16 protein-coding genes are annotated in these 18,421 nt (G+C 75.5%); 10 read left to right on the forward strand and 6 right to left on the reverse strand.

Features of this window, described 5'->3' with window-relative positions:
* Positions 1–64 precede the first annotated feature (64 nt).
* Positions 65–1,132: a TIGR04222 domain-containing membrane protein gene (locus tag QSK52_RS08920; RefSeq protein ID WP_285735378.1), complete on the forward strand. Its 1,068-nt coding sequence runs from the start codon at positions 65–67 to the stop codon at positions 1,130–1,132.
* A 138-nt stretch (positions 1,133–1,270) separates the two neighbouring features.
* The gene (locus QSK52_RS08925) at positions 1,271–2,032 is read left to right on the forward strand and encodes a TIGR04222 domain-containing membrane protein (protein WP_285735379.1); all 762 of its coding nucleotides are present in this window, start codon (positions 1,271–1,273) and stop codon (positions 2,030–2,032) included.
* A gap of 75 nt (positions 2,033–2,107) precedes the next feature.
* Here the strand turns inward: QSK52_RS08925 and QSK52_RS08930 are convergent, their stop codons facing one another.
* From QSK52_RS08930 to hemG, 3 genes are all read right to left on the reverse strand, one after another.
* Positions 2,108–2,506, reverse strand: a complete 399-nt coding sequence (locus QSK52_RS08930) for a bleomycin resistance protein (protein ID WP_285735380.1) — start codon at positions 2,504–2,506, stop codon at positions 2,108–2,110.
* Positions 2,507–2,645: 139 nt separating this feature from the next.
* Entirely contained in the window at positions 2,646–3,356 is a 711-nt protein-coding gene (hemQ, locus tag QSK52_RS08935; protein ID WP_285735381.1) for a hydrogen peroxide-dependent heme synthase, read from the reverse strand.
* Positions 3,353–4,756 (reverse strand): protoporphyrinogen oxidase, encoded by a 1,404-nt coding sequence (hemG, locus tag QSK52_RS08940; protein WP_285735382.1) that lies wholly within the window; start codon positions 4,754–4,756, stop codon positions 3,353–3,355. The genes hemQ and hemG overlap by 4 nt, the downstream gene beginning before the upstream one ends.
* Positions 4,757–4,940: 184 nt before the next feature.
* On the opposite strand from hemG, the gene QSK52_RS08945 reads away from it, so the two are divergent.
* Positions 4,941–6,002, forward strand: coding sequence for a DUF4349 domain-containing protein (locus QSK52_RS08945; protein WP_285735383.1), 1,062 nt, complete (start codon positions 4,941–4,943; stop codon positions 6,000–6,002).
* 35 nt (positions 6,003–6,037) lie between these two features.
* Here QSK52_RS08945 and QSK52_RS08950 read toward each other — a convergent pair whose 3' ends face one another.
* Together QSK52_RS08950 and QSK52_RS08955 are read right to left on the reverse strand one after the other, a co-directional pair.
* Positions 6,038–6,367 carry a hypothetical protein gene (locus QSK52_RS08950; RefSeq protein ID WP_285735384.1) on the reverse strand — a complete coding sequence of 110 codons (330 nt, stop codon included), beginning with the start codon at positions 6,365–6,367 and terminating at the stop codon, positions 6,038–6,040.
* Between the two features lie 71 nt (positions 6,368–6,438).
* Complete coding sequence (locus QSK52_RS08955; RefSeq protein ID WP_285735385.1) at positions 6,439–8,307, reverse strand: ABC transporter permease; 1,869 nt, start codon at positions 8,305–8,307, stop codon at positions 6,439–6,441.
* 129 nt (positions 8,308–8,436) lie between these two features.
* On the opposite strand from QSK52_RS08955, the gene QSK52_RS08960 reads away from it, so the two are divergent.
* Both QSK52_RS08960 and QSK52_RS08965 read left to right on the forward strand, forming a co-directional pair.
* Entirely contained in the window at positions 8,437–9,747 is a 1,311-nt protein-coding gene (locus tag QSK52_RS08960) for a sensor histidine kinase (protein WP_285735386.1), read from the forward strand.
* Entirely contained in the window at positions 9,675–10,349 is a 675-nt protein-coding gene (locus QSK52_RS08965) for a response regulator transcription factor (protein WP_285735387.1), read from the forward strand. Before QSK52_RS08960 ends, QSK52_RS08965 begins: the two co-directional genes overlap by 73 nt.
* Positions 10,350–10,371: 22 nt before the next feature.
* On the opposite strand, the gene hemE is transcribed toward QSK52_RS08965, so the two are convergent.
* The gene (gene hemE, locus QSK52_RS08970; protein WP_285735388.1) at positions 10,372–11,451 is read right to left on the reverse strand and encodes a uroporphyrinogen decarboxylase; all 1,080 of its coding nucleotides are present in this window, start codon (positions 11,449–11,451) and stop codon (positions 10,372–10,374) included.
* 184 nt (positions 11,452–11,635) lie between these two features.
* Here hemE and QSK52_RS08975 point away from each other — a divergent pair, with 184 nt between their 5' ends.
* From QSK52_RS08975 to QSK52_RS08995, 5 genes are all read left to right on the forward strand, one after another.
* A complete protein-coding gene (locus QSK52_RS08975) occupies positions 11,636–12,289 on the forward strand; it encodes a DUF3000 domain-containing protein (protein ID WP_285735389.1) in 654 nt (217 codons plus the stop codon).
* Between the two features lie 373 nt (positions 12,290–12,662).
* On the forward strand, positions 12,663–13,403 hold the full coding sequence (locus QSK52_RS08980; RefSeq protein WP_285735390.1) for a response regulator transcription factor: 741 nt from the start codon (positions 12,663–12,665) through the stop codon (positions 13,401–13,403).
* A gap of 225 nt (positions 13,404–13,628) precedes the next feature.
* Positions 13,629–14,864 (forward strand): ribonuclease D, encoded by a 1,236-nt coding sequence (locus QSK52_RS08985; protein WP_285735391.1) that lies wholly within the window; start codon positions 13,629–13,631, stop codon positions 14,862–14,864.
* A 136-nt stretch (positions 14,865–15,000) separates the two neighbouring features.
* Positions 15,001–16,218 carry a thiolase family protein gene (locus QSK52_RS08990; RefSeq protein WP_285735392.1) on the forward strand — a complete coding sequence of 406 codons (1,218 nt, stop codon included), beginning with the start codon at positions 15,001–15,003 and terminating at the stop codon, positions 16,216–16,218.
* Positions 16,219–16,220: 2 nt separating this feature from the next.
* Positions 16,221–18,347 (forward strand): 3-hydroxyacyl-CoA dehydrogenase NAD-binding domain-containing protein, encoded by a 2,127-nt coding sequence (locus QSK52_RS08995; protein WP_285735393.1) that lies wholly within the window; start codon positions 16,221–16,223, stop codon positions 18,345–18,347.
* The last annotated feature ends 74 nt before the right edge of the window (positions 18,348–18,421 follow it).

Consider the following 18,421-nt stretch of genomic DNA (forward strand, 5'->3'; position numbering starts at 1 on the left):
ACCACACTTCGCGCAGCGCCGCACCGTCCCGCGCCGCGCCGCCCACAGAAGGGATCCACGGGGGATGTGGAACTTCCGGTTCTTCCTGGCCTTCGCGCTCGTCGCGCTCTCACTCGCCGTCGCCGCCGTCTTCAACTGGCGCAGCCGTCGGGTCACCGACCCGAAGGGGCTGCCCGGACGCGGCCAGCCGCTGTTGGACGTCGCCTTCCTGGCCGGCGGCCCGGCCCGGGTCGTCGACACCGTCCTGGTCCGGATGGAGCGCGAGGGACGGGTGGTGATCTCCCGGGCCCGCCGGGTCACCGTCACCTCCGAGGGGACGTCCGACCCGGTCGAGCGCGTCCTGGTCACCGCCGTCGGCGGCCGGGCCGGGCGCGACCTGTCGGTGCTGCGCACCTCCGTGACGGGCAGCCCCGAGGTACAGCGGATCGGCGACGCGCTCGCCGCCCGCGGCCTGATGCGCCACCCCGCCGCGCTGAAGGCCGCCTGGCGGGCCCGCAAGCTGGTGGTGCTGGCGCTGCTCGTGACGGTGGTGCTCGGCGTGGTCTCCACCGTCCAGTGGCTGGACGACCCCAAGTGGGACACCACCGCACCGCCGTTCCCCCCGTACGGCGTGCTGGTGCTGTTCACGGTGATCAGCCTGATCGCCACCCGCCCCGCGAGGAGCCGGATCACCCCGGCCGGGCGGCGCCAGTTGCTGCTCGTCCGCGGCAGCACCCCGTGGCGGCCGTACGAGGTCGCCGCCGAGCACGCCGAGTTGGTCGGCGCGTTCGCCCTGGACGGCACCCTCGCGCTCCGCGCGTCCGAGCACCGGGCGCTGCGCGAGGCGCTGACCGGCCCGTACTCCTCCACCCGCCCGCCCCGCTCCTCCCGGGGCTCCGGTTCCCGGGGGAGCAGCGACCCGGGCCTCGGGGGCAGCGCGGGCACCGGGACAGTGGTCTGGTGCGGGTCGACCACAACCTCCTCCTGCGGTTCCTCGGGCGGCCACGGCTCCTCGCACCACTCCTGCGGCGGGTCCTCGCACTCCTCCTGCGGGTCGTCCTCGCACTCCTGCGGGTCCTCGTCGAGCTCGTGCGGGTCGTCGAGCTCCTGCGGGTCGAGCTGCGGGGGTGGCGGCGGGTGCGGCAGTTCCTGAGCCGCGCCCGAGCCCGCACCGAAGCCCGCACCGGCGCCCGCACGGAAGCCCGCATCGGGGCCGCGCCGAGTCACAGTTCGGTATCGCGGCCCGGGTATGCGTTCCGTTCCCGGCGCGCACAGGACTAGAACAAAAAGCATGTGGGTGCTGCTGCTGATCCCGTCCTGTGCCGCCGCGGTGTACTCCTGCCTCCGCCTGGTACGGGTCGCCGCGATCGCCGACGCCCTCACCGGACGGCCCCCGCACCCCGCCCACCGGCTCTCCGGCGTGGGCCTCTACGAGACCGCGTACCTGGCCGGCGGTCCGGCCCGGGTGGTCGACCTGGCGCTGGTGCGGATGGCCGGGGTGGGGCGTCTGCACCTCGCCCACACCGGCTGGACCACCGTCGTGGACCCGCAGGGCCGCGGCCGCCTCGAACGGGCCCTGATCGGTGCGATCGGCCCCGAGGGCCAGTGCCGCACCGCCCAGCTCAAGGCCGCGCTGGCCGTGCACCCCACCGTCCGCGACATCGGCGACCGGCTCACCACGGCGGGGCTGGCGACCCCGGCCGTCGTCCGCGACCACGCCCTGCGGGCGGTCCGGCAGGTCCGCTACGCGCTGGTCGGTGCGGCCGCGATGCTGCTGCTGACCGTCCTGCTCACCGCCCCGGACGGGGACACCGCCCGCACCGCCGCCGCCTGGTACGCCCTGCCCCTGGTCCTGACCGGCGGCACCCTGCTGATGGCCCGGGTCGACGTCCACGCCTACACCGCGTGGGCCGCCCCCGCCGGCCAGACCCTGCTGCGGGCCCTCCCCTGCCGCCACACCCCCGTCACCGACGACGACCTGCTCACCGCCGTCGCCATCTCCGGCCCGGCCGCCGTCCGGGATCCGCGCCTGCGCGCGGCGCTCGGTTCCTAGACCGGTGGCCCCGGAGCCGGACGGCAGCGCGCGGACGCCCGGACCACCGGCCGCGAGCGACCGCCCGCCCGGCGCTCACCCGGCGGCCGCGGCGGAGGAGGAGTGCGGGGATCCGACGCGGTGCAGGGTGCCGTCCGGGTCGACGTAGCCGAACTCGCGCAGCCCGTACGGGGTGTCGGCCGGTCCGGTCAGCCGCCCGGGCGGGTCCGCCGCCGCCCACTCGGCGTGCACCGCGTCGGCGTCCGACACGTACAGGTAGACCACCGCGCCGGTGCGCAGCGGGTCGTGTTCGGCCCACTCGGTCAGGTGGAGCTCCACCGCGCCGCGCGAGACGAAGCCGTACCGGGAGCCGTCCTCGTACGGTTCGGTCGTGAAGCCGAGGCGGCCGTAGCGGGCCAGGGCGGCGGCCAGGTCACGGACCGGGACGACCGGGGCGACCCGTTCGAACACGACGGGGCCGGGTGCTGCGGACACGCGCTCCTCCGGGGGCGGACGGTGGGTGCGCCCGGACCGGACCGCGTCCCGCGGGGGGAGCGTCCGGTCCGGGCCCTGGTGCCGTTCGGTCTCTCCGGTGCGGGCCCGGCGCAAACCCGGGTGCGGGCCCGGTACCGGCCTAGTACAGGCCGGAGAGCAGCTCCGCGACCGGCTTGCGGCGGCCGGTGAAGAAGGGGACCTCCTCGCGGACGTGCAGCCGGGCGCGGGAGGGGCGCAGGTCGCGCATCAGGTCGACGATGCGGTGGAGTTCGTCGGCCTCGAAGGCCAGCAGCCACTCGTAGTCGCCGAGGGCGAAGGAGGCGACGGTGTTGGCGCGCACGTCCGGGTAGCCGCGGGCCATCATGCCGTGCTCGGCGAGCATCGCCCGGCGCTCCTCGTCGGGGAGCAGGTACCACTCGTAGGAGCGGACGAAGGGGTAGACGCAGACGTACTCGCGGGGCCGCTCGTCGGCGAGGAACGCCGGGATGTGCGACTTGTTGAACTCGGCGGGGCGGTGCAGCGCCATGTTGGACCAGACCGGCTCCAGGTGGCGGCCGAGCGCGGTGCGGCGGAAGCGGTTGTACGCCTCCTGCAGGTCGTCGGAGTCCTCGGCGTGCCACCAGACCAGGATGTCGGCGTCGGCGCGCAGGCCGGAGACGTCGTAGGTGCCGCGGACGACGACGTCCTTGGCGGCGAGCTGCTCGAAGAGGCCGTCGACCTCGGCGGCGAGGGCGGCGCGGTCCTCCGGAAGGGCGTCCTTGAGCTTGAACACCGACCACATGGTGTAGCGGATGACCTGGTTGAGGTCGCGGGCCTTCTTCTTCACGGGCTGCTCAGTGCTTTCGGTCATGAGCCCATTGTCCCTTCTGTGCGGGCGGTGCCGGTGCCGGGGGTGAGGAGCTCCGCGGCCCGCCGGGCCCCGGCGACGACGGCGGGGATGCCGACGCCGTCGTACGCGGCGCCGCAGACCGCGATCGCGCCGAGCGCGTCGAGGTGGGCCCGGATCCGGGCGACCCGGTCGAGGTGGCCGACGGGGTACTGCGGGAGCCCGGCCCGCCAGCGGGTGACGGCGTGGTCGTACGGGGTGGCGCGCAGGCCGACGGCGGCGCGCAGGTCGGCGAGGGAGCGGGCGACGAGTTCGGCGTCGTCCAGGTCGAGGGCGGCGTCCTCGCGGTGGCGGCCGAGCGAGGTGCGCAGCAGGAAGGCGTCGGGGGCGGAGCGTTCCAGCCAGCCCCACTTGTTGCTGGAGAAGGTGGAGGCCTTGATGTTGCGCCGGTCGACCGGGGGGACGAGGAAGCCGCTGCCGGTGAGCGGGCTGTCCGCGAGGTCGGCGCGGCGGAAGGCGAGGGTGACCAGGGCCATGGACGCGTACTCGACGGCGCGCAGTTCGGCGGCGGCGCCGGGGGCGTCGTCGGCGAGCAGCGCGGCGGCCTGCGGGGCCGGGACGGCCAGCACGACGGCGTCGGCGGCGAGTCGGCGTCCGCCGGTGGTGACCAGCCAGCCGTCGGGGGTGCGGCGCAGGGCGTCGACCCGGTGGCCGGTGAGCAGTTCGGCGCCGTGCGTGCGGCCGTGGGCGGCGACGGCCTCGGGGAGGGTGCCGAGCCCGCCGCGCAGGCCCTGGAAGACCGGTCCGGTGGCGGTGGCGCGGCTGGTGAGTTCGCGGATCGCGGTGGTCAACGGGCCGCCCTGCCGGGCGAGTTGGAGCAGCTGCGGGACGGCGGCGCGGATCGAGATCTCGTCGGCGTGCCCGGCGTACACGCCGCCGAGCAGCGGTTCGACGAGCCGGTCGACGACCTCGCGGCCGAGCCGGTCTGCGACGTAGCGGCCGATCGGGGCGTCCTCGCCGAGCTCGGCGTCCTGCTCGTGGAAGGCCCGTTCCAGCCCTTCGGGGGTGAGCACGCCGGAGGCTTTGAGGGCGTCCAAGTCGCCCGGTACGCCCATGAGTTGGCCGCCGGGCAGCGGGCGCAGGCCCTCTCTGGTCCAGATCGCGGCCTTGGCGGTGGTGGGCGGTTCGAGCAGGTCGCCGAGGCCGACCCGGCGGGCCAGGTCGACCGCCTCGGGGCGGCGGGCGAGCATCGACTCGGCGCCGAGGTCGACCCGGACGCCGCCGACCTCACCGCCGTGCAGTTTGCCGCCGAAGCGCGTGGACGCCTCCAGCACGGTCACCCGTACCGCTGCGTCACCGAGGAACGCGGCCGCGGCCAGGCCCGCGATGCCGCCACCGATCACCACGACGTGAGGTTTCGCCATGTCGATCAGTCTCCCAGCCCTTATCCGGATCGCCGGGATCGGGCCCGCGACCCTCCGAGACCGGGACGAGTCCGCGGCGTGATCGATCCGGTACCGCGGGGGCGGGTCCGGTCCGGGGGCCGCCGCGTCACAGCTGCGTGGGGGTGGGCGACCGGCCCGCCCCGGACCACGGGGAGGATGCGACATGGACCTGCGGGTACGCAGAGCGGGCGCGGCGGGGGCGGTGGCCGCGGTCCTGCTGCTGGCCGGGTGCAGCGCGGGCTCCGGCCACTCGGAGTCGGCGGCCCCGGCGGTGGCCCCGGCGGGGGGCGGCGCCCAGGCCCAGGACAAGGCCGCGGCGGCCCCCGGCAGCGGTGACGGCGCCGTCGGCAGCGGGGCCGGGCCCGGCTCCGGGGGCAGCACGTCGAACACCGCGGGCACCGCGGGCGCCGCGGGCACCGCGCAGGTGACGGACCGCCAGATCGCCTACCAGGCCAAGCTGACGCTGCGGGTCGACGCCGTGGACGACGCCCGCACCAAGGCCGTCGACCTGGTCACCCGGGCGGGCGGGTACGTCGCCGGGGAGAACCTGCGCGGCGGGAAGGGCGACAGCACGCTGTCCACGCTGACCCTGAAGGTCCCGTCCGCGTCCTACCAGGCCACCCTGGACGGGCTGGGCGGGCTCGGCACCCGGCTCGCCCTCAGCAGCCAGGCGGACGACCTCACCCAGCAGATCGCCGACGTCGACAGCCGCCTGAAGTCGATGCGGGCCAGCGTGGACCGGGTGCGGGCGCTGATGGCCGACGCGAAGAGCCTGTCCGAGGTGGTGTCGCTGGAGAGCGAGCTGACCCGCCGCGAGTCCGACCTGGAGTCGCTGCAGCGCCAGCAGCAGGAGCTGTCGGCCCGCACCTCGCTGTCCACCGTGACGCTGGAACTGGTGACCGCCTACCAGCCCGTCCACGTCGAGCCGGAGGAGAAGGGGACCGGCTTCTGGGCCTCCGTCGGCCACGGCCTCTCGAACGGCTGGCACGCCCTGGTCGGCCTGGTCCGCGTCCTGCTGGTGGCCCTGGCCGCCGTGGCGCCCTTCCTCGCCGTGCTCGCCCCGCTCGCCTGGCTGCTCCGCCGCCGCCTGCGCTCCCGCCGCGCCGGGGCCCCCGCCGTCCCGCCGCGCCCGACGCACGCGCCGGGTGTCGACGCGGACGCCGACGCGGGCTCGGGCTCGGACTCGGACGGGCGCATCGGCGAGGGCGTCGACGGCAGGACGTGACCCGGGCCCGGGCGGCGGGCCGGGCGGCGGGCCGGTCAGCGGGGGTCGGCGGGGATCGCGTCCGGCCCGTCCCCGTCGGAACCGGCCGGGGGCCCGTCGGAACCGGCCGGGGGCCCGTCGGAACCGGCCGGGGACCCCGCGGGGGCCTCCTGCTCCGCCTCCGCCCGGCGCCGCTCGCGCTCCCGGGCCGCCGCGGCCTCCTGCAGGTGGCGGGCCTCGCTCCGGCCCACCTGGTCCGCGACGAAGAGCACGAAGGTCGACACCGGGATGACCAGCCCGGCGAGCGACCAGTCGTGACCGAAGACCCCCATGCCGAACATCCACAGGATGCCCGCCAGGCCGAGCAACCGCAGCAGACAGCTCATGACCCCTCCCGTGATGCACGGTAGCCAGCCGGAAGCTCCGCGTAAATGGGGCCGACGCCGCCCCTGGTCGCCTAACGCGCCTCCACCGCACGGCCCTTGGTGGCGCGCAGGGCCGCCAGGGCCGCGCAGGGGACGGTGACCAGGGCGCAGAACAGGGCGGTGACGGCGAGGGCCGTCCAGGGGAGGGCGAGGGGGACGGGGGCGCCCGTGCGGTGGAGGGCGGCGCCCATGGTGGCGAGGGTGGTGAGGGTGGCGGCGGTGCCGAGCAGGACGCCGACCGCCGTGACGAGGAGCGTCTCGGCGGCGACCAGCCGCAGGACGCGGGCGCGGGTGGTGCCGACCAGGCGGAGCCGGGCGAGTTCGCGGCGGCGGTCGGTGGTGGTGGTGAGCGCGGTGTGGGCGAGGGTGATCGCGGTGTAGAGCAGGGCGAGGCCGAGGACGGCGGCGATCCGGCGGATCAGCTGCGGGTCGGCGGCGGGGTGGTGGGCGTCCAGCCAGGCCGCGCGGGTCTGCGCGGTGGCCCCGTGCGCCCGGGCGGTGGCCGCCGCGTCCGCGGCGGCGCCGCGGACGTCGATCCGGTCGGTGCGGGCGCCGGGGGCGTTGCGCGGGGTGACGTACACCGGGTTGCTGCCGGTGCCCTCGCGCAGCACGGCGGCGACCCGCAGCTCCCGCCGGGTGCCGTCGGCGAGCACCACCGGGACGCGGTCGCCGACCCGCGGGTGCCCCCACTCTTCGGCGAGCACCGCACTGTCGTCGTCGAGCGCCGCGGGGTCGCCCGCGAGGACGGGCAGCCGGGTGGTGGCGGTCAGCGCGGCCGGGTCGGCGACGGCCCGGCCCTCGGCGCGGACGGCGGTGCCGTCGGCCTCGACGACGGCGAGCGGCGTCGCGGCGCTCGGCGAGACGACGGCCCCGGGCAGCGCCCGCAGTGCGGCCGTCAGCGCGTCGGCCCCCTCGCCGCCGGGGGCGGGGGTGAGGACGAGGTCGGCGGCGACCGTGCTGCGGGCCTCGGCGGCGCGGGCGGCGGCGACGAGGGCGGGGGCGCCGGCCAGGGTGCCCGCGAGGGCGGTGGCGAGCAGGACGGGTGCGGCGGTGGCGCCGGTGCGGCGCAGGCCGCCGAGCGCGGCGGCCCGGACCAGCCGGGGCGGCCGGGTGGCGGGACGGGTGAGCAGGCGCAGCAGCGGGCGGACCAGGACGGGGGCGAGCAGGGCGGTGGCGGCGACCAGCAGCATCGGCTGGAGGGTGTAGGTCTTGCGGTGCAGCAGTTCGGCCGGGTCACCGGCGAGCGCGGCGGCCACCACGGCGGCGTACGTGCCGAGCAGGGCGAGGCCGCCGAGCCAGCGACCCGCGGTCATCACCCCCAGGTCGACGTCGGCCTCGCGGAGCGCTTCGAGCGGGCGCACCCGGCCGGCCCGCCGGGCGGCGACGGCGGTGCCCGCGAGGGCGACCAGCGGGCCGGTGCAGAACGCGGTGACCAGCGGCCAGCCGGGGCTGCCGGTGCGGAAGCCCGCGGGGGCGAGGTCGGCGGCGCTCAGCGCGCGGGCCAGCAGCGGGGCGGCGGCGCGGCCGAGCGCGCTGCCGGTGGCGGCGGCGAGCAGGCCCAGCAGCAGGGCCTCCAGCAGGACGGTGCGGGTGAGTTGGCCGCGGGTGACGCCGGCCAGCCGCAGCAGTCCGAACTCGCGGCGGCGCCGGGCGACCGCGTAGGAGGAGGTGGCGGCGACCACGAACCCGGCGGTGAACAGGCTGACGCCGCAGGTGGTGCCGAGTTGGGCGAGCAGTGCGGTGCGGTCCTCGCCGGGCGGGAGGGCGGTGGCCGCGGCGAGGCCGAGCAGGGTGGCGGCGATCAGCGCGACGCCCAGGGCGAGCGCGGTGAACGCCCCGAGCAGGGCGGTCCGTCCGGCGTTGAGGGAGCGCACGGCGATCCTGGTCAGTGGGGTCGTCATGGGTCCAAGCCAAGCGGCGCCGGGCGGTTCGCACATGGACGCCCGCTCCACCGCGAAGAGTGGAGCCAGCTCTACCGACACCGGCCGGGGCGGCGGCCTAGGGTCGGTCCTGGTGAAAGGAGGTGCCCGGTGTCCGACTGCTGGCAGGCGCTGCGCAGGCCCGGTTTCCTGCGGACGGCCTGGCCGTGGCGCTCGGCGGCGTACCTGCTGGCGTGCGCGCTGGCGGGGGCGGTGCTGTGCGCGGTGCTGCTGCTGTGGGCCGCGGTCGGCGGGGCGCTGTCGGTGCTGCTGGTGGGGGTGCCGCTGCTGGCGGCGCTGCCGCTGGCGGGGCTGGTCTCCGGGGCGGGCGAGCGGCGGTTGCTGCGGCTGATGGGCGGGGCGCCGGTGCCCGATCCGCACCGGGTGCCGGACGGCCCGGGCCCGCGGGCCTGGTTGCGCACCCGGTACGCCGAGGGGGCGACGTGGCGGGAGGCCGGCGGCGCGGTGCTGTCGGCGTTCCTGCTCTGGCCGTTGGAGCTGCTGGTGGTGGCGGGCGCGCTGCTGGTCCCGGCCTGGCTGGTGACGACGCCGCTCCAACTGGCCCTGGACGGCGAGCAGGTGAACGTGCTGAAGGTCTGGCAGCTGCACGCGCCGGGCCAGGCCTGGGCGGTGGCGGCGGGGGGCGCGGTGCTGCTGGCCCTGGCGGGCTACCCGCTGGCGGTCGCGGCGGGCACCCGGGCGGCGCTGGCCCGGGCGCTGGCGGGCGGCCAGGAGCGGGTCGGCGAGCTGGTCCGCTCCCGGGCCCGCCTGGTGGACGCGTTCGAGGCCGAACGCCGCCGCATAGAACGGGACTTGCACGACGGCGCGCAGCAGCGCCTGGTCGCCCTGTCGATGTCGCTGGGCCTGGCCCGGCTGGACGCACCGCCGGGCGGCCCGCTCGCCCGCCGCCTGGCCGCGGCGCACGCCGAGGCCGACGCGGCGCTGGCCGAGCTGCGCGAGCTGGTGCACGGCATCCACCCCCGGGTCCTGGCCGACCGCGGCCTGCCGGACGCCTGCGCGGACTTGGCGGACCGCTCGGTGCTGCCGGTCGCGGTGGACGTCCGCCTGCCGGGCCGGCTGCCCGCGGCCGTCGAGTCCGCGGGCTACTTCGCGGTCGCCGAGGCGCTGGCGAACGCGGCCAGGCACGCCGGGGCGTCCGCGGCCCGGGTGCACGGTCGCTGGTCCGCGGGCCGCCTGCGGCTGGACGTCTCGGACGACGGCACCGGCGGCGCCGACCCCGCCCGCGGCACCGGTCTGACGGGGCTGGCCGACCGGGTGGCGGTGGTCGGCGGCAGACTGTCCGTCAGCAGCCCGCCGGGCGGCCCGACCCTGCTGCGTGTGGAGATCCCGTGCACCCCGACGACCGACCCCCGCTCCGCCTCGTCCTCGCCGAGGACTCCGTCCTCCTCCGCGAGGGCCTGATCGGCCTGCTGGAGCGCTTCGGCCACACGGTGGCGGCCGCCGTCGGCGACGCGGACGCCCTGCTCGCCGCCGTCGCCGAGCACCGCCCCGACCTGGTCCTGACCGACGTCCGGATGCCGCCGGGCCTGGCCGACGAGGGCCTGCGCGCCGCCCTGCACCTGCGCGCCGAGCGGCCGGACCTGCCGGTGCTGGTCCTCAGCCAGTACGTCCAGCGCTCGTACGCCGCCGACCTGCTGGCCGGCGGCGGCGGTGCGGGCGTCGGCTACCTGCTCAAGGACCGGGTCGGCCACGTCGAGGAGTTCCTGGCCGCGGTGGACACCGTCGCCGCGGGCGGCACGGTGGTCGACCCCGAGGTGGTCCGCCGCCTGCTGGCCCGCCGCCGCGACCCGCTGGAGCGCCTCACCCCCCGCGAGCGCGAGGTCCTCGAGCTGATGGCCCGCGGCTGCTCGAACGCGGAGATCTGCCGCCGCCTGACGGTCTCCGAGGCGGCGACCGCCAAGCACATCGGCAACATCCTGCTCAAGCTCGACCTCCCCCCGGCCGAGGACACCCACCGCCGCGTCCTGGCCGTCCTCGCCCACCTCGGCGGCGGGGAGGACTGAACGGGGCGCGGGGCCGGGGCCGCTACCGGGCGCTCGCCTCGTGGACGAAGGCGACGAGGCGGGTGAGCGCGTCCGGGTCCATGGTGGGCATGACGCCGTGGCCGAGGTTGAAGATGTGGTGGCTGCCGCCGAGGGCCCGGGCGGCGTGCAGGACCTCGCGGGCCTTGGCCTCGACGACGTGGGTGGGGGCGTAGAGGACGGCGGGGTCGAGGTTGCCCTGCAGGCCCTTGCCGGGGCCGACCCGCTTCGCGGCCTCGTCGAGCGGGACGCGCCAGTCGACGCCGACGATGTCCGCGCCGGCCTGGCCCATCAGGCCGAGGAGCTCGCCGGTGTTGACGCCGAAGTGGATCCGCGGGACGCCGTAGAGCTCGACCGCGTCGAAGACCTTGGCGCTGGCGGGCATCACGGAGCGGCGGTACTCGTCGGGGGCGAGCGCGCCCGCCCAGGAGTCGAAGAGCTGGACCGCCGAGGCACCGGCCTCGATCTGGATCTTCAGGAAGGCGGCGGTGATCTGCGCGAGCCGGTCGACGAGTTCGGCCCACACCTCGGGGGCGCCGTACATCATCGCCTTGGTGTTCTCGTACGACTTCGAGGGCCCGCCCTCGACCAGGTAGCTGGCCAGGGTGAAGGGGGCCCCGGCGAAGCCGATCAGCGGGGTGGCGCCGAGTTCGGCGACCAGCAGGCCGACCGCCTCGGTGATGTAGGGCATGTCGTCGGGTTCGAGCGGGCGAAGCCGCTGGAGGTCGGCGGCGGTGCGGATCGGGTCGGCGATGACCGGGCCGACGCCGCCCTTGATCTCGACGTCGATGCCGACCGCCTTGAGCGGGACGACGATGTCGGAGAAGAAGATGGCCGCGTCGACCTTGTGGCGGCGCACCGGCTGGAGGGTGATCTCCTTGACCAGCTCGGGCTGCATGCAGGCGTCGAGCATCGGGACGCCCTCGCGCACCTTCAGGTACTCGGGCAGCGAGCGCCCGGCCTGCCGCATGAACCACACGGGGGTGTGCGGCACCGGCTCGTTGCGGGCGGCGCGCAGGAAGACGGAGTCGTACGCGGCGCCGCGGGGCCGCTGACCGGACTGGGCTGCGGGGGTCTCACTCACGGGTCACATCCTCGCACGGGGCCGGTGCGCTCCCGTCCGAGCGCCGGCGCGACCAGGCAAAACGGACACCTCGGGCGGTGGCCGTCGGGGCGGGGCCCGCGGCCCGGTCGTTTTCCGGGTCTTCGGCACGCCGGAGGGACGAAAGTGCTCGGCTTGCGGGTCCGCGCCGCCTAGGCTTCCGGTCATGGCAGCGGTCGGCGGGCAATCCGCACAGGGTGGAGGAACGGGCAGGGAGTCGGCGCCGATCGAGTTCCGCGACGCGGTCGAGGCGCTGACCGGGGCGCGGTTGCGCCCCGAGGTACGGCTGTCCCCGCAGCCCGCCCCCCGCCGGCTGGCCCCGTACACCTTCGCGTTCTCCGCCTCGGTCGAGGTGGACGGCGAGGAGCTGGCGGACGGCACCCTGGTGCTGCTGCACGACCCGTCCGCGCCGGAGGCGTGGAACGGGGACTTCCGGGTGGTCACCATGACCCGGGCCGAGCTGGAGCCGGAGATGGCGGGCGACCCGCTGCTGTCCGAGGTCGGCTGGAGCTGGCTGCTGGACGCGCTGCAGGCGCAGGCCGCCGGGTACGCCGAGCCGTCCGGCACGGTGACCCGGTGCCACTCGCAGTACTTCGGCGCGCTGGCCGAGCGCGGTTCGTCCACCGAGATCGAGCTGCGGGCGTCCTGGACGCCGGCCGACCGCCGCTTCGAGCGGCACCTGGCCGCCTGGGCGGACCTGCTGTGCGTGTGCGCGGGTCTGCCGCCGTCCGCCCCGGCGCCGCTGCCCGCGGACGGGCCGGGCGTGCTGGGCGGGGTGGTGCCGATGCCGGCCCGCCGCCGTCCGCGCAACTCGCACTGACGCCGGCGGCACGGCCGCCCGTCACCGGCCGCCGAGCGGCCGTCAGGCGTTCCCGACACCTCAGGGGGACAACCCCGCGCCCCGGGTCCGGCGCCACCCGCAGGGCTGACGGAGTGTGACTTCTCGGGCACTCCAGGTCAATTACCTGCACGTTCGCGATCGACTCGGCGTCGGCAGTGATCGATTCTGTGCGATTTCCAGGCATGTCGTACCGGTCATCTGCACGATTTGTCCGTATTGTTACTCACTAGATCGTGATCACCCGCTAAAGCCGGGCACGGTTGATGCCGAAGGTGTCAGTGACCCTTTCCAGACGCGGAACACTCCGACCGCCCCCTCGGGGTTCGTCCGCCACTCCCCCCGGAGGCCTCAGGTGTCGGTCCTTCTCGAGCACCCCGCAAGCGTGGTCGCCTACCGTCCGACGAAGCCCACCGCCATGGTGGTCATCGCAGATCCCCGGGTCCGGAACACGGTCACCCGGCACCTATGGGCGCTCGGTGTCCGTGACGTCATCGAGGTCTCCTCGATCGCCGAGGCCCGCCCCCGGGTCTCCACCCCGCGCGACATCTGCATCGCCGACGTCCACCTGCCCGACGGCTCCGGCCTGACCGTCCTGGCCGAGACCCGCGCCGCGGGCTGGCCCAACGGCCTGGCGCTGTCCGCCGCCGACGACATCGGTGCGGTCCGCTCGGCGCTGGCCGGCGGCGTCAAGGGATACGTGGTGACCGGCACCCGCACCACCATGCCGATGCCCGGCCGCCCCGGCCTGCCGATCGGCGCGGGCCTGGCCGGGCGGATGCGCCGCCCCGGCCTCCCCGGCCACCACCACCCCGGTGCGCCCGGCCACCACGGCGCCCCCGGCCAGCCCGGTGCCGTCCCCGGCGCGCCGGGTGCGCCCGGCGCGCAGCCCTCGGCGTACCGGGAGCTGTCCGGTCGCGAGGTGGAGGTGCTGCGGCTGGTGGCCGAGGGCCAGTCGAACAAGGCGATCGGCGTGGCGATGGGCCTGTCGGCGCTGACGGTGAAGAGCCACCTGGCGCGGATCGCCCGCAAGCTGGGCACCGGCGACCGGGCGGGCATGGTGGCGGTGGCACTGCGCACCGGCATCATCCACTGATCCGCATCGTCCCTGGTGGCGGCCCGGAGGAACGTTTCCTCCGGGCCGTCGTCGCGCCCGCTCCCGGGCGGTCGGCCCACCGGTCGTGACGTCCCGCCGACCCGCCCGCGCGGTGCGCGGGGGCGGCGGCCGGCGGCCGCGCCGGCCCGGGCTGGCATATGTCCGAACCTGGTCCGACCAGTCAGACAACACTCCCGGCGGCGACGCACGACGTACCCTTGGGGGGTGACCGACGCCGTAGCCTCCATCCCCGAAGAGACCGCCCCGGTTCCGCTCCTCGAACCCCGGGACGGACTCCCACCGGTGGTGGCGGACGACGCGGCCCTCGCCGCCGTCGTCGAGTCCTTCCGCGGCGGCACCGGGCCGGTCGCCGTCGACGCCGAGCGCGCCTCCGGCTACCGCTACGGCCAGCGCGCCTACCTGATCCAGCTGCGCCGCCAGGGCGCGGGGACCGCGCTGATCGACCCGATCGCCTGCCCCGACCTGACCGGCCTGAACGCCGCGCTCGCCGACACCGAGTGGGTCGTGCACGCGGCCACCCAGGACCTGCCCTGCCTGTTCGAGGTCGGCATGCACCCCGGCGTGCTGTTCGACACCGAGCTGGCCGGGCGGCTCGCCGGGTTCGCCCGGGTCGGGCTCGGCCCGATGACCGAGAACGTGCTGGGGCTGTCGCTGGCCAAGGAGCACTCCGCGGTCGACTGGTCCACCCGCCCGCTGCCCGAGCCCTGGCTGCGCTACGCCGCGCTGGACGTCGAGGTGCTGGTCGACCTGCGGGACGCGCTGGAGGCCGAGCTCGACCGGCAGGGCAAACTCGACTGGGCGCACCAGGAGTTCGCCGCACTGGCGGCCGCGCCGCTGCCCGCGCCGCGGGTCGACCCCTGGCGGCGCACCTCCCAGCTGCACAAGGTCCGCCGCCGCCGCCAGCTCGCCGCCGTCCGCGAGATGTGGCTCACCCGGGACCGGATCGCCCGCGAGCGGGACGTCTCCCCCGGCCGGGTGCTGGCCGACGCCGCGATCGTGAACGCCGCGCTCGCCATGCCGGCCAACGCGCCCGCGCTGATCGCCGTCCAGGGCTTCGGGCCGCGGGTGAACCGCCGCCAGCTGGAGCAGTGGCTGGCCGCGATCGAGCGCGCCCGGGAGATCCCGGAGGCCGCGCTGCCGCCCGCGACCGCCCCGCACGACGGCCCGCCGCCGCCGCGCGCCTGGGCCGAGAAGGACCCGGTCGCCGCGGCCCGGCTCAGCGGAGCCCGGGCCGCCGTCACCGCCCTCGCCGAGCGGCACCACCTGCCCGCGGAGAACCTGATCACCCCCGACCTGGTCCGCCGGGTCTCCTGGGAGCCCCCGGCCGACCCGGCCGCCGACGCCATCGCGGAGGCGCTGCGGGCGCTGGGGGCCCGGGCCTGGCAGACCGAGCTGGTCGCCCCGGCGCTGGAGCGGGCGTTCCGGGAGGCGGCGGCCTGAGGGTGGCGCCCGGGCGTCGTCCGGGTCACTTCCGCAGCTCCTTGCCGGGCGTTGTTACTCGCGGGTAGATTGGTGGGCGTAGCGGCGCCGCTCGTGCGTGCGCTCATCGTCATGTCCCCCTGGGAGGAGAGCCCCCGTGCCTCGTACCGCGAGGGACGTCGTCTTCGTCGACGGCGTCCGCACCCCGTTCGGCAAGGCCGGCCCGAAGGGCATCTACCACGAGACGCGCGCCGACGACCTGGTCGTCAAGTGCATCCGTGAGCTCGTGCGCCGCAACCCGAGCCTGCCCGTCGAGCGGATCGACGAGGTCGCCGTCGCCGCGACCACCCAGATCGGCGACCAGGGCCTGACCATCGGCCGCACCGCCGCGCTGCTCTCCGGCCTGCCGAAGTCCGTCCCGGGCTACGCGATCGACCGGATGTGCGCCGGTGCGATGACGGCCGTCACCACCACCGCGGGCGGCATCGCCTTCGGCGCCTACGACGTCGTGGTGGCCGGTGGCGTCGAGCACATGGGACGGCACCCGATGGGCGAGGGCGTGGACCCGAACCCGCGGTTCGTCTCGGAGAAGCTGGTCGACGAGTCCGCCCTGTTCATGGGCATGACCGCGGAGAACCTGCACGACCGCTTCCCGCACATCACCAAGGAGCGCTGCGACGCGTACGCGGTGCGCTCGCAGGAGAAGGCCGCCAAGGCCTACGCCAACGGCGACATCCAGCCCGACCTGGTGCCGATCGCGATCCGCAACACCAACCCCGAGGTCGGCGAGACCGGTTGGGGCCTGGCCACGGTCGACGAGCCGCTGCGCCCGGGCACCACGATGGAGTCGCTGGCGGGCCTGAAGACCCCGTTCCGCCCGCACGGCAACGTCACCGCGGGCAACGCGGCCGGTCTGAACGACGGTGCCACCGCCTCGCTGCTGGCCGCCGAGGACGTGGCCCGCGAGCTGGGCCTGCCGGTCAAGATGCGCCTGGTCAGCTACGCCTTCGCGGGCGTCGAGCCCGAGGTGATGGGCATCGGCCCCGTCCCGGCGACCGAGAAGGCGCTGGCCAAGGCCGGCCTGACCATCGAGGACATCGGCGCGTTCGAGGTCAACGAGGCCTTCGCCGTGCAGGTGCTGGCCTTCCTGGACCACTACGGCATCGCGGACGACGACGAGCGGGTCAACCCGTACGGCGGCGCGATCGCGTTCGGCCACCCGCTGGCCTCCTCGGGCGTGCGCCTGATGACCCAGCTGGCCCGCCGCTTCGAGCAGCGGCCGGACGTCCGCTACGGCATCACCACCATGTGCATCGGCTTCGGCATGGGCGGCACCGTCATCTGGGAGAACCCCCACTTCGAGGGTGGTAAGTGACCATGAGCACCACTGAACTGCTGCAGCGCGCCGCCGAACTGTTCCCCGGCGAGGTCGTCACCACCGCGCACGTGCGCCACCTGGACCTGCCGCTGCAGGCCGGCAAGCTGGCGCTGATCACCCTGGACAACGGCTTCGACCACACCAAGCCGACCACCTTCGGCCCCGGCTCGCTGGCCAAGCTCGCCGAGGCGCTGGACCGGGTCGAGGCCGAGGCCGCCGCGGGCGAGGTGGTCGCGGTCGCGATCACCGGCAAGCCGTTCATCTTCGCGGTCGGCGCCGACCTCAAGGGCGTCGAGCTGCTCACCCAGCACTCCGACGCGCTGGCCATCGGCAAGGGCGGCCACGACGTCTTCAAGCGGATCGCCGCGCTGCCCGTCCCGTCCTTCGCGTTCTACAACGGCGCGGCGATGGGCGGCGGCGTCGAGGTCGGCCTGCACTGCACCTACCGCACCGTCAGCGCGGGCGTCCCGGCGTTCTCGCTGCCCGAGGTCTTCCTCGGCCTGGTGCCCGGCTGGGGCGGCTGCACCCTGCTGCCGAACCTGATCGGCCCCGCCAAGGCGGTCAAGGTCATCATCGAGAACTCGATGGCGCAGAACAAGCAGCTCAAGGGCAAGGACGTCTTCGAGCTCGGCATCGCGGACGCGATCTTCGAGCCGGCCGACTTCCTGGAGCAGTCGCTGCTGTGGGCCGCCAAGGTCCTCACCGGCGAGGTCGCCGTCGAGCGCGAGGAGTTCGACCGCGGCAAGGCCTGGGACGACGCCGTGCTGTGGGGCCGCTGGGTCGCCGACGCCAAGGTGCACGGGGCCGCCCCGGCCGCGTACAAGGCGCTCGACATCATCCAGCAGGTCAAGGACGGCGACCTGCAGGCCGGCTTCGACGCGGAGGACGCCGCGCTCGCCGACCTGATCATGAGCGGCGAGCTGCGCGCCGGGCTGTACGCCTTCAACCTGGTGCAGCGCCGCGCCAAGCGGCCGTTCGGCGCGCCGGACAAGTCGCTGGCCCGCCCGGTGAGCAAGGTCGGCGTGGTCGGCGCCGGCCTGATGGCCTCCCAGCTGGCGCTGCTGTTCGCGCGCCGCCTGGAGGTGCCGGTGGTGCTCACCGACATCGACCAGCCGCGGATCGACAAGGGCGTCGGCTACGTCCACGCCGAGATCGACAAGCTGCTCGACAAGGGCCGGATCGGCAAGGACAAGGCCAACAAGCTCAAGGGCCTGGTCTCCGGCCACCTCGACAAGGCCGTCGCGTTCGGCGACGCCGACTTCGTGATCGAGGCCGTCTTCGAGGAGATGGGCGTCAAGCAGAAGGTGTTCGCGGAGCTGGAGGCGGTGGTCTCGCCGACCGCGATCCTGGCCACCAACACCTCCTCGCTGTCGGTCACCGAGATGGCCTCCAAGCTCCAGCACCCGGAGCGCGTGGTCGGCTTCCACTTCTTCAACCCGGTCGCGATCCTCCCGCTGCTGGAGATCGTCCGGGCCGAGAAGACCGACGACGCCTCGCTGGCCACCGCCTTCGGCGTCGCCAAGAAGCTGAAGAAGACCGCGGTGCTCGCCAAGGACGCCCCCGCGTTCGTGGTCAACCGGATCCTGACCCGCTTCATGGGCGAGATCCAGAGCATCATCGACGAGGGCACCCCGTTCGAGACCGTCGAGGCCGCGGTCAAGCCGCTCGGCCTGCCGATGTCCCCGATCGCCCTGCTGGAACTGGTCGGCCCGGCCATCGCCCTGCACGTCTCCGAGACCCTGCACGGCGCCTTCCCGGAGCGGTTCGCCGTCTCCGCGAACCTCGGCAAGGTCGTCGAGGCCGGCAAGCGCGGCTTCTACGTCTGGCAGGACGGCGCCCAGGTCCTCGACCCCGAGGTGCTGGAGCTGCTCACCTTCGGCGACAGCGTCCTCACCGAGGAGCAGGTGCGCGCCCGCGCCCTGGAGGCCGTCGCCCAGGAGATCGGCCTGATGCTGGAGGAGGGCGTGGTCGGCGAGGCCCAGGACATCGACCTCTGCATGATCACCGGCGCCGGCTGGCCCTTCCACCTCGGCGGCATCACCCCGTACCTCGACCGCGAGGGCGTCTCCGAGCGCGTCAACGGCAAGAAGTTCCTGGCCCCCGGCCTGGCGTCGGTCCCCGCCTGACGCACCGCCTGACGCACCGTCCGCCGCCGGGCGGCACCCCGTTCCTGCCGGGACGGGGTGCCGCCCGGCGGCTC

It is taken from the genome of Kitasatospora phosalacinea, assembly GCF_030268885.1.
GTDB classification, from domain to species: Bacteria; Actinomycetota; Actinomycetes; order Streptomycetales; family Streptomycetaceae; genus Kitasatospora; species Kitasatospora phosalacinea_C.

Coding starts and splice junctions, on each gene's coding strand:
- QSK52_RS08920 (WP_285735378.1), top strand. CDS start 65: ATGTGGAACTTCCGGTTCTTCCTGGCCTTCGCGCTCGTCGCGCTCTCA.
- QSK52_RS08925 (WP_285735379.1), top strand. CDS start 1,271: ATGTGGGTGCTGCTGCTGATCCCGTCCTGTGCCGCCGCGGTGTACTCC.
- hemQ (WP_285735381.1), bottom strand. CDS start 3,356: ATGACCGAAAGCACTGAGCAGCCCGTGAAGAAGAAGGCCCGCGACCTC.
- hemG (WP_285735382.1), bottom strand. CDS start 4,756: ATGGCGAAACCTCACGTCGTGGTGATCGGTGGCGGCATCGCGGGCCTG.
- QSK52_RS08945 (WP_285735383.1), top strand. CDS start 4,941: ATGGACCTGCGGGTACGCAGAGCGGGCGCGGCGGGGGCGGTGGCCGCG.
- QSK52_RS08950 (WP_285735384.1), bottom strand. CDS start 6,367: ATGAGCTGTCTGCTGCGGTTGCTCGGCCTGGCGGGCATCCTGTGGATG.
- QSK52_RS08955 (WP_285735385.1), bottom strand. CDS start 8,307: ATGACGACCCCACTGACCAGGATCGCCGTGCGCTCCCTCAACGCCGGA.
- QSK52_RS08975 (WP_285735389.1), top strand. CDS start 11,636: ATGGCAGCGGTCGGCGGGCAATCCGCACAGGGTGGAGGAACGGGCAGG.
- QSK52_RS08995 (WP_285735393.1), top strand. CDS start 16,221: ATGAGCACCACTGAACTGCTGCAGCGCGCCGCCGAACTGTTCCCCGGC.